The following is a 9,836-nucleotide window of genomic DNA, read 5'->3' as shown; positions in this document are numbered from 1 at the left end:
CCACCCACGTGATGAACGAGGGACACCGCGAAACCGCCGAACGGGCGCTTCGCCTGGTCCTCGGCGAGCTGCGGAGCCCGGTGTGATCCGGCTGGTCGGGGGTGGCCTGCTGCTGGTCGTGGCAGCGGAAGTGCTGGCGATCGTCCTGAGTGCCGGGCGGTGGATCATGCCGGTCGCAGGGCTTGCGGTAGCTGCGTTTCTCATTGCTGCCCGACTGACTGTCGTTGCGGCACAAGGTCGTCCGGTACTCGAAACGCCGTCGACGACCCGGCGGAGGCATTGTGGCGCTGGCGGTCGCGCACCGAGTCCACGGTTCAGTGGGCGGATTCCACCCGGGAAGACTGGGACCGGCATCTGCGGCCCAGGCTGGCCCGCGAGTTCGTGCTCGCCACCCGGCAGCGGGACCCGGTGGCGTTGCAGGCGACCGGGCGCATCGTGTTCGGCGACCAGCTGTGGCCCTGGGTCGATCCGAACAACATCGAGCGAACCCGGAGCCGTGAACCCGGACCCGGGTACGCCACCCTCGAGGAGATCCTGCGACGGATGGAAAGCCTATGACCATGCCCGCCCCGGCGATGACGGCGTACTGCGAAGCGGTGCTCGACGAGATCGAGCGGGCGGTGGTCGGAAAGCGGCTGCCCTCACACTGATCCTCACCACGGTGCTCGCGGTGGGCACGTGCTGATCGAGGACCTGCCCGGCATGGCAAGACACTGATCGCCCGGTCCTTCGCCGCAGCCCTCGGCCTGCGGTTCACCCGCGTGCAGTTCACCCCGGACCTGCTGCCCGCCGACCTACTGGGGTCGACGATCTATGACATGCAGTCGGGCCGCTTCGAATTCCGGCCCGGCCCGATCTTCACCAATCTGCTGATGGCCGACGAGATCAACCGCACGCCGCCCAAGACGCAGGCTGCGCTGCTGGAGGCGATGGCCGAACGCCAGGTCAGCATCGACGGCCAAACCCACCTGCTGCCGGCCCCTTTCATCGTGCTGGCCACCGACAATCCGATCGAATACGAGGGCACCTACCCGCTGCCGGAAGCGCAGCTGGATCGGTTCGCGGTCAAGGTGGCGCTGAAGTATCTGTCCGAGACCGAGGAGGCGTCGATGCTGCGCCGCCGGCTGGACCGGGGCTCGGCCGAGGTGACCGTCAGCCAGGTGGTGGACGCCGAAAATCTGCTGGTCATGCGGGAATTGGTGGAGCAGGTATCAGTGCACGACGATGTTCTGCACTATGTGGTGTCGCTGGCGACGGCCACCCGCAGTCATCCTCAGGTCGCTGTCGGCGCCAGCCGCGCGCCGAACTCGATCTGGTCCAACTGGCCCGGGCCCGGGCCCTGGTGTCGGGCCGCGACTATGTGATCCCCGAGGACGTGAAGGCGCTGGCGGTCCCCGCGATCGCCCATCGGATCAGCCTGCGACCGGAGATGTGGGTCCGCAGCGTGCACGGATCCGACGTCGTCGAACAACTCCTGCGGCGCCTGCCGGTTCCCCGCGCCAGCGGACGATGATGGACGGTCCCCGTTCGGTCGAGGCTGTATTGCATTGGCGCGCATCCGCGTTGACGCTGACGCTCGTGACGTGTGTCGGGGTGGGGCTGGCCGCGGCGGTGATTGCGTCGCGCTGGCAGCTGATCGCTTTCGTGGCGCCGATGCTGGGGGTGCTCGCCTCGATCAGTTGGCAGCGCAGACCGGTGTCGGTGTCGGTCATGGGCTACCCGGCGCTGACCCGGTGCTTCGAGAACGAGCCGGTGCAGTTGCGCGCCGAGCTGGCGGAGAACAGCGCAGACGCGACACTGGAACTGGGGGCGGTGGCCGGCCTGGACATCGAGACCATCACCGCCGACGCAGGCGCGCCACGGTGTCCGCGAAGGCGGGGAGGTGGGGTCACTACCCACTGCGCGCCCGGGTCCGGCTCGACGCGGCCGGTGGACTGCTGACCGGCACCGCCACCGTCGACGCCGCGGACCTGTTCGTCTTCCCGGTAGCGCCCCCGCAACCGACCGGGATTCCGCGAACCGAACTGCCCGACCGGTTGGGCACCCACCTGACCCGCCACATCGGGCCGGGCGTCGAGTTCGCCGAGATTCGCCCCTACCTTCCGGGTGATCAGCTGCGCACCGTCAACTGGGCGGTCAGCGCCCGTCGCGGCAGCCTGCACGTCACCGAACGGCTGACCGACCGGGCCGCCGACGTCGTGGTGCTCGTCGACATGAGTGCGCAGCCCGCGGGCCCGGCCACCACCGTCACCGAACGGGCGTTGCGCGGCGCGACACAGGTCGTGCAGACCGCGCTGCGCAACGGCGACCGCGCCGGCATTGTCGGCCTCGGGGCCGCCGGCCACGGTGGCTCGGTGCCGATATCGGCCGACGCCAGTTCTACCGGGTGCTCGACGCGGCGCTCGGCGTGGGCAGCGAATACCAGCAGACCGAAGGGACTTTGGCGCCGCGGGCCGCGGTCCCGCCGGGCGCCGTCGTGGTGGCGTTCTCGACGCTGCTCGACACCCAGTTCGCGCTGGCATTGATCGACCTGTGCAAACGGGGACACACGGTGGTGGCGGTAGACGTGCTCGAAGGCTGGCCCTTTGCTGACGACGACCAGCCGCTTCTGCAGCGGATGTGGGCGTTGCAGCGTTCGTCGATGTACCGGGACATGAGGGTCATCGGCGTCGACGTGGTGCCGTGGCCGGCTGAGGTCACCCTCGACCAGGCGATGAGCCTGGTGCCCGACCGTGGCCGGCGGTCGTCATGACGGTGCGGCGGCTGGCAGCCGCAGCGTTCGCAGTCGCGATGACGGCGGCTACGGCGGTCGGTGCCGATACTCGTGGGCTCGCCGCGGCCGCGGTGGCGCTGATCGCCATCCTCGCCGGTCTGTACGTGCGTGCCGCGGCCACGGTGGCAGTTCTGGCGGCGATGGCCGCGATCGTGGTGACCGAGTCGCACCCGATGCTGGCTGCGACGTCGGGGGTGTGCGCGGCGGCGTATCTGGTGTTGAGCTACGCCACCCTCACCCGGGTCACGGCGATCGGGATCGCCGGCTTCGCCGCGGCCGGTGCCCTGGCCACCGCGCTGCCCGTCGACCTGCCGTGGCTGCCGCTGCTTGCTCCGGTGGCCGTGGTCGCCGTGGTCGGTCTTGTGTTGAGCCCGTTCCCCGCGGACTGACCCGGAGCCAAATTGGACTTGACAGTACACTTTCTGGAGTCGAGTCTGAAGTGATGGTGCTCGCTCGGGTCAAGCCCGGAGATCCCGTCGAGGCGCGGCGCTGAAGGGCGGACGCGCCAAGCCGGTGCCGCTGACCGCGCGGGGCCGGCGGACACGCGCCGCGATTCTGGACGCCGCAGCGCTGCTGATCTATCGACGAGGTGTCCGCGCCACCAGTCTCGATGACGTGCTCGCGGTCGCGGGTTGCGGAAAATCCCAGCTCTATCACTACTTTGACGACAAAGCCGAGCTGGTCGGTGCCGTGATCGACCGACAGCTGGAGATGGTTCTCGCTGCCCAACCCGGCTTGACACACATCGATTCCTGGCCAACATTGGACGCCTGGATGGCCGGCATCGTGCAGATGCACTCGGCTCCCGGCGGCCCGTTCGCGTGTCCGTTGGGCAAGTTGGCCGCCGAGTTGATGGACGACGACGCCTTGCGGCCACGCGTCGACGCAGCGTTCGGCCGATGGGTGGGACTGCTCGCCGACGGGTTGCGCACGATGCGGCAACGCGGCGCACTGAGAGCCGATGCCGAGCCGGATCGCCTGGCCGCCAACGTTATTGCAGCACTTCAGGGCGGCATGCTGGTCGGCCGGGTGCGGTCGGACATCACCCCGATGCGCGACGCCGTCGACGTCGCTCGGATGCAGCTTCGGCAGTGGTGTCCCGCCACCGTCGACAGTGAACCACCAACCCGCTGAGGTACAGGAGCACACCAATGGATGTATTGCGCACTCCCGACGAGCGATTCGCCGCGTTGCCGGACTTTCCTTTCGAACCGCGCTACGTCGAGGTCGACTCCGGTGACGGCGGCAGGCTCCGCATGCACTATGTCGACGAGGGGCCGTCCAACGGCGAAGTGGTGCTGTTGCTGCACGGTGAGCCGTCCTGGAGCTACCTGTACCGGCGGATGATTCCGGTGCTCGTCGATGCCGGACTGCGTGCGGTGGCGATCGACCTGGTGGGATTCGGGCGCAGCGACAAGCCCGCCAGCCGAGACGATTACAGCTATCAGGCACACGTGGATTGGATGTGGGCGGCGATCGAGCAGATCGGTCTTGCCGACCTCACGCTGGTATGTCAGGACTGGGGAGGGCTGATCGGGCTGCGACTCGTGGGCGAGCATCCGGATCGGTTCGCCCGGGTGGTGGCGGCCAACACCATGCTGCCGACGGGTGATCATCACCCCGGTGACGCTTTCCTGGCCTGGCAGAAGTTCAGTCAAGAGGTGCCGATGTTCCCGGCTGGGCAGATTGTCAACGGCGGGTCCGTCTCGGAGCTGTCGACCGAGACCATCGCGGCTTACGATGCACCATTCCCGGACGACAGCTATCAAGCCGGGGCCAGGCAATTTCCCATGCTCGTGCCGACCAGTCCGGACGACCCGGCGGCCTCGGCCAACCGGGCGGCGTGGGCTGCGCTGGGTCGCTTCGAAAAGCCATTTCTGTCAGCATTTTCCGACTCGGATCCGATCACCGGCGCGGCTGAGCCGGTGCTGCGGGAGCACGTTCCGGGCGCACGTCGACAATCGCACGTGACGATCGCCGCAGCAGGCCACTTCCTGCAAGAGGACAAGGGGCCGGAACTCGCCGAGGCCGTCGTCGCATTCGTGCGAGCAAACCCACGCTCCGAATAGGGGCAGAAGGCGCCCGTACGGTACGAATGGTGGGTGCCTCCCACCGTGTTGTTGCTGTCGACGTCGGACACCGACCTGATCACCGCCCGCGCCAGCGGAGCTGATTTCCTCCTGCGCAACCCTGCGCGACTGGTCGACGGCGAGCTCGCCGAGCTCCTCGCAGGCGCCGACGCCGTGGTGATACGGATTCTCGGCGGCTACCGGGCCTGGCAGGACGGTATCGACGCGGTCGTGGCCACTGGACGACCGACCGTCGTCGTCAGCGGGGAACAGTCCCCCGACGCGGATCTGATGGAGCGCTCCACGGTGCCGGCCGGAATCGCGGTGCAAACCCACGCGTACCTGGCCCAGGGCGGCGTGGAGAACCTGCGGCAACTGCACGCGTTCCTGTCCGACACCCTGCTGATGACCGGCTTCGGTTTCACCCCGCCGTCGGCCACTCCGGCCTGGGGTGTGCTCGAGCCGCGCTGCGACGGTTGCGACGGCTGCGGGCTCGATCGTGGGCCCGATACCCGCCCCACGATCGCGGTGCTCTACTACCGCGCCCAGCAATTGGCGGGCAACGTCGCCTACATCCGCGCGATGTGCACGGCGATCAGGCAGGCCGGCGGTCGCCCGCTTCCGGTGTACTGCACCTCGCTGCGCACGCCCGAACCCGAACTACTCGAGCTGCTTGGCACGGCCGATGCGATGGTCGTCACGGTGCTCGCCGCCGGCGGTGCCCAGCCCGCCACCGCGGGAGCAGGCCACGACGACGAGAACTGGAACGTCAAACATCTTGCTGCGCTTGATGTCCCGATCCTGCAGGGGCTGTGCCTGACCAGTTCGCGGGCCACCTGGTCCGACAACGACGACGGGCTGAGCCCGCTGGATGTTGCCACCCAGGTCGCGGTGCCCGAATTCGACGGCCGGATCATCACCGTCCCCTTCTCGTTCAAGGAGATCGACGAGGACGGCCTGATCTCGTATGTGCCGGACCCGGAAAGGTGCGCGCGGGTGGCCGGCCTGGCCGTCAACTACGCCACTCTGCGCCGGGTCGCGCCGGCCGACAAACGGTTGGCCCTGGTGTTCTCGGCGTATCCGACCAAGCATTCCCGCATCGGCAACGCGGTCGGCCTGGACACCCCGGCCAGCGCCGTCGCACTGCTGCACGCGCTGCGCGACGCGGGATACCAGATCGGCGACATCCCCGGCGTCGAGGCATCCGACGGCGACGCGCTGATGCACGCACTGATCGAACGTGGCGGCCAGGACCCGGACTGGCTGACCGACGGTCAGCTGGCGGGCAATCCGATTCGCATTCCGGCCGCGCAATACCGGAAATGGTTCGCCGCATTGCCCGCTGCGCTCACCGACGCGATGGTCGCCCACTGGGGCCCGCCGCCCGGCGAGCTGTTCGTCGACCGAAGCCGCGACCCGGGCGGCGAAATCGTCGTTGCTGCAATCCAATCCGGCAACATTCTGATCCTGGTGCAGCCGCCGCGGGGATTCGGTGAGAACCCTGTCGCGATCTACCACGATCCCGACCTGCCGCCCAGCCACCACTACCTGGCCACCTACCTGTGGGTGCGGCACGGTTTCGGCGCGCACGCCGCCGTGCATCTGGGCAAGCACGGCAACCTGGAATGGCTGCCCGGCAAGACGGTCGGCATGTCGGCGTCCTGCGGGCCGGACGCGGCGCTCGGCGACCTGCCGCTGATCTACCCGTTTCTGGTCAACGACCCGGGGGAGGGCACCCAGGCCAAGCGCCGCGCCCACGCCACCCTGGTCGACCACTTGATCCCGCCGATGGCGCGCGCGGAAAGCTACGGCGACATCGCCCGCCTGGAACAACTGCTCGACGAGCACGCCAACATCGCCGCACTCGACCCGGGCAAGCTGCCCGCCATCCGCCAGCAGATCTGGACACTGATGCGCGCGGCCAAGATGGATCACGATCTGGGCCTGGCCGAACGGCCCGAAGACGATTCGTTCGACGACATGCTGCTGCACGTCGACGGCTGGCTCTGCGAGATCAAGGACGTCCAGATCCGCGACGGGCTGCACATCCTCGGCGCCGCGCCCGCCGATGAGGCTCAACTCGACCTGGTGCTGGCCATCCTGCGCGCCCGGCAGCTGTTCGGCGGTGAGCAGCACCTTCCGGGCTTGCGTCAGGCGCTCGGGCTGGCCGAGGACGGCAGCGCTGACCGCGCCCAGGTCGACGAGGCCGAGAACCAGGCCCGCGCCCTGTTGGCCGGTCTGCAGGCCACCGGCTGGGACGCCGATAGGGTCGTGGAGCTGACCGACGATGACGGCGTTGCGGCAATCCTGCGGTTCGCGGCCACCGAGGTCGTGCCGCGGCTGGCCGGTACGGCCAGCGAGATCACTCAGGTGCTGCGCGCACTGGACGGCCGCTTCATCCCGGCAGGCCCGTCGGGCTCGCCGTTGCGCGGCCTGGTCAACGTGCTGCCCACCGGACGAAACTTCTACTCCGTCGACCCCAAGGCCGTCCCGTCGCGGCTGGCGTGGGAAACCGGTGTCGCCATGGCCGATTCGTTGCTCGAACGCTACCGCGCCGACCACGGTGACTGGCCCGCGTCGGTCGGTTTGTCGGTATGGGGTACCTCGGCCATGCGCACCTCGGGCGACGACATCGCCGAAGTGCTTGCGCTACTGGGCGTCCGGCCGGTGTGGGACGACGCATCCCGGCGTGTCGTCGACCTGGAAGCCATCTCGCTGTCCGAGCTGGGCCGGCCACGGATCGACGTGACCGTCCGGATCTCCGGCTTCTTCCGCGATGCCTTCCCGCATGTCGTGACGATGCTCGACGACGCGGTGCGGCTGGTGGCCGGCCTCGACGAGCCGGCCGAGCAGAACTTCGTCCGTGCCCACGCCCAGGTCGACCTCGCCGAGCACGGTGATGAAAGACGCTCCACCACAAGAATTTTCGGGTCCAAACCAGGAACCTACGGGGCCGGTCTGCTGCAACTCATCGACAGCCGCAACTGGCGTGACGACGCGGACCTGGCGGATGTGTACACCGCGTGGGGCGGGTTCGCCTACGGCCGTGAACTCGACGGCAGGCCTGCAGCTGAGGACATGTCCGCCCAATACCGGCGAATCGTGGTGGCCGCCAAGAACACCGACTCGCGCGAACACGATATCGCCGACTCCGACGACTACTTCCAGTACCACGGCGGCATGGTGGCGACGGTACGGGCGTTGACCGGTACGGCCCCGGCCGCCTACATCGGCGACAACACCCGACCCGACGCAGTGCGCACCCGCACCCTGTCGGAGGAGACCACCCGGGTGTTCCGGGCGCGGGTGGTAAACCCGCGCTGGATGGCCGCGATGCGCAGGCACGGATATAAGGGTGCGTTCGAGATGGCCGCCACCGTCGACTACCTGTTCGGGTACGACGCGACCGCGGGCGTGATGGCTGACTGGATGTACGAGCAGCTCACGGAGTCCTACGTGCTGGATCCGGAGAACCGCAAGTTCATGAACGAGTCCAATCCCTGGGCGTTGCACGGGATGTCGGAACGGCTACTCGAGGCGGTCGGGCGCGCCATGTGGGAGAACCCGGATCCGGCGACGCTGGACGGGCTGCGCCAGGTGCTCTTGGAGACCGAAGGCGACCTCGAGGCACGCTAGGTTCGTTCCGGCACCAGATACATTGGTCGGATGGCTCCCAGCTTCGGCGAAGTGATCAAGTCCCAGTACGTCTCGCTGACCACCTTCACGAAGGACGGCAGGCCCAAGCCGACACCGATCTGGATCGCTCCGGACGGAGACCGTGCTCTGGTGATCACCGGCAAGGACTCCTGGAAGGTCAAGCGGATTCGGAACACCCCGCGGGTGACCCTGGCCGTCTGTGACCGCAGTGGCAACGTCAAGGGCGAAGCCGTGGAGGCGGTCGCCAGCATCCTCGACGACTCCCGGCAGATCGAGCGGGTGTACGACGCGATCGGCAAGCGGTATGGGCTGCTCGGCAAAGTGTTCAATTTCTTCTCCAAGCTGCGCGGCGGCAGCACGCGCAACGTCGGCCTGGAACTGCGGGCCGCCTGACCCATGGCGCCCACCTTCCACGACGTCGCCCAATCGAAATATCTGCTGCTCACCACGTTCACCAAGGACGGCAAACCCAAGCCGACGGCCATCTGGGGCGTGCCGGACGGTGACCGTATGCTGGTCATCACCGACCGGGTGTCCTGGAAGGTGAAGCGGATCCGCAACACCCCCCGGGTCACCATTGCGGCCAGCCATTCGCTCGGCAAGCCGAAGGGCCCAGCGGTCGAGGCGACGGCGCGGGTGCTGCCGGATTCGGAGACCCACGCTGTCTACAGCAAGGTGCTGCGCCGCTACTGGCAGCATTCCTGGTGGTTCTATCTGCACAGCATGGTTCGCGGCGGCATCGACAAGGTGCACGTCGCGCTCGAGATCACCGCGTAACCGAACTCTCAGGCTGCTATCAGCAGCAACCGGAACCTGCCCGGTACCCGAGTCGTTGCCAGTACATGGTGATGCGGACGTTCTTCCTCTACGCCGTGGTCGAGCTCGCGGTGCTGGCCGCCCTGACCTGGTCGGTGGGCATCGGCTGGACGCTTCTGATCCTGCTGGCGAGCTCAGTGATCGGTGTCGCGCTGGCCGGCTCGCAGGTCAAAAAGCAGATCCTCAAACTCTCCACCCGCACCGACCCGCAGGGCGCGGTGGCCGACAGCATGCTCGTCGCACTCGGCACCGTCCTGATGTTCGTCCCCGGCATCGTCTCCACCGCGGTCGGCGCGCTGATGCTGCTGCCCCCGACTCGTCGCGTGGTGCGCCCGTTGGCGGGCATGCTGCTCACCCGCGGCATCACCCGTCGGGTCAGCGTCATCAATCTGACGGCGCCTGGCTACTCCGGTCGCGGGGATTACATCGACGGGGAGATCGTCGAGGAACAGGTTTACGCACCGGTCCACGACGCCAACATCGTCCGCCGCTACTGACCCATTGCGTCTGTCCCGTAGCTG

8 protein-coding genes and 2 pseudogenes are annotated in these 9,836 nt (G+C 68.0%); all 10 read left to right on the top strand.

The annotated features are described in order from the left end of the window. Positions 1-279: 279 nt before the first annotated feature. The 10 genes and pseudogenes from Y900_RS30505 (at position 280) to Y900_RS26250 (ending at position 9,812) form a co-directional block, all read left to right on the top strand. Entirely contained in the window at positions 280-558 is a 279-nt protein-coding gene (locus tag Y900_RS30505) for a hypothetical protein (RefSeq protein ID WP_051660282.1), read from the top strand. Continuing rightward, positions 555-1,513, top strand: a pseudogene (locus Y900_RS26290) (AAA family ATPase). The gene Y900_RS30505 and the pseudogene Y900_RS26290 overlap by 4 nt, the downstream one beginning before the upstream one ends. Then, positions 1,513-2,752, top strand: a pseudogene (locus Y900_RS26285) (DUF58 domain-containing protein). The pseudogenes Y900_RS26290 and Y900_RS26285 overlap by 1 nt, the downstream one beginning before the upstream one ends. After that, on the top strand, positions 2,749-3,162 hold the full coding sequence (locus Y900_RS26280) for a hypothetical protein (RefSeq protein ID WP_036337542.1): 414 nt from the start codon (positions 2,749-2,751) through the stop codon (positions 3,160-3,162). The pseudogene Y900_RS26285 and the gene Y900_RS26280 overlap by 4 nt, the downstream one beginning before the upstream one ends. A 124-nt stretch (positions 3,163-3,286) precedes the next feature. Then, on the top strand, positions 3,287-3,907 hold the full coding sequence (locus Y900_RS26275; protein WP_036337538.1) for a TetR/AcrR family transcriptional regulator: 621 nt from the start codon (positions 3,287-3,289) through the stop codon (positions 3,905-3,907). 17 nt (positions 3,908-3,924) lie between these two features. Continuing rightward, positions 3,925-4,842, top strand: a complete 918-nt coding sequence (locus tag Y900_RS26270) for a haloalkane dehalogenase (protein ID WP_036337536.1) — start codon at positions 3,925-3,927, stop codon at positions 4,840-4,842. Between the two features lie 33 nt (positions 4,843-4,875). Continuing rightward, the gene (gene cobN / locus Y900_RS26265) at positions 4,876-8,478 is read left to right on the top strand and encodes a cobaltochelatase subunit CobN (protein WP_036345388.1); all 3,603 of its coding nucleotides are present in this window, start codon (positions 4,876-4,878) and stop codon (positions 8,476-8,478) included. A 30-nt stretch (positions 8,479-8,508) separates the two neighbouring features. Beyond that, positions 8,509-8,892 (top strand): PPOX class F420-dependent oxidoreductase, encoded by a 384-nt coding sequence (locus Y900_RS26260; RefSeq protein WP_036345387.1) that lies wholly within the window; start codon positions 8,509-8,511, stop codon positions 8,890-8,892. A 3-nt stretch (positions 8,893-8,895) separates the two neighbouring features. Continuing rightward, a complete protein-coding gene (locus Y900_RS26255) occupies positions 8,896-9,276 on the top strand; it encodes a PPOX class F420-dependent oxidoreductase (RefSeq protein WP_036345386.1) in 381 nt (126 codons plus the stop codon). A 71-nt stretch (positions 9,277-9,347) separates the two neighbouring features. Then, a complete protein-coding gene (locus Y900_RS26250) occupies positions 9,348-9,812 on the top strand; it encodes an FxsA family protein (protein ID WP_081845364.1) in 465 nt (154 codons plus the stop codon). Positions 9,813-9,836 lie beyond the last annotated feature (24 nt).

The organism is Mycolicibacterium aromaticivorans JS19b1 = JCM 16368, from assembly GCF_000559085.1.
Taxonomy (GTDB): Bacteria; Actinomycetota; Actinomycetes; order Mycobacteriales; family Mycobacteriaceae; genus Mycobacterium; species Mycobacterium aromaticivorans.
This window is presented reverse-complemented; position numbering and strand designations above follow the sequence as displayed.

Bases quoted from the DNA above. Each gene is read 5' to 3' on its own strand.
- Y900_RS26260 (WP_036345387.1), top strand. From the start codon at position 8,509: ATGGCTCCCAGCTTCGGCGAAGTGATCAAGTCCCAGTACGTCTCGCTG.
- Y900_RS26270 (WP_036337536.1), top strand. From the start codon at position 3,925: ATGGATGTATTGCGCACTCCCGACGAGCGATTCGCCGCGTTGCCGGAC.
- Y900_RS26250 (WP_081845364.1), top strand. From the start codon at position 9,348: ATGCGGACGTTCTTCCTCTACGCCGTGGTCGAGCTCGCGGTGCTGGCC.
- Y900_RS26255 (WP_036345386.1), top strand. From the start codon at position 8,896: ATGGCGCCCACCTTCCACGACGTCGCCCAATCGAAATATCTGCTGCTC.
- Y900_RS26280 (WP_036337542.1), top strand. From the start codon at position 2,749: ATGACGGTGCGGCGGCTGGCAGCCGCAGCGTTCGCAGTCGCGATGACG.